This window comes from Pseudomonas sp. PME37.24/025 (assembly GCF_055556615.1).
This window is the reverse complement of sequence record NZ_JBVHNK010000430.1, coordinates 1-245: the sequence shown is the minus strand read 5'-3', so window position 1 is coordinate 245 and position 245 is coordinate 1. Positions and strand designations below refer to the sequence as shown.

The following is a 245-nucleotide window of genomic DNA, read 5'->3' as shown; positions in this document are numbered from 1 at the left end:
GCGCAGCATTTCCAGTGGACGACCAACCCGAGCCACCAGGTCGTCGAGTGAAGCCTGGCCGATCAACAGCAGCGGAAAGCCGTCGGCGAACCCGACCTTCTCATCCCCTGTCACGTTGCCCTCGATATAGCGCGCACGCTCTGCGGGTACATGTACCAACCGACAGGGCTTGCCGATGAATTCGCTGACCCAGGCCGCCGCCTCGTCGCCAGCGTCCGGCACGCGCATGCTGTCGCGCCAGATGA

1 pseudogene is annotated in these 245 nt (G+C 64.5%); it reads right to left on the bottom strand.

Features of this window, described 5'->3' with window-relative positions:
• Window positions 1-245: pseudogene (locus ACZ3HH_RS30955) on the bottom strand (MOSC domain-containing protein); the annotation flags it as partial.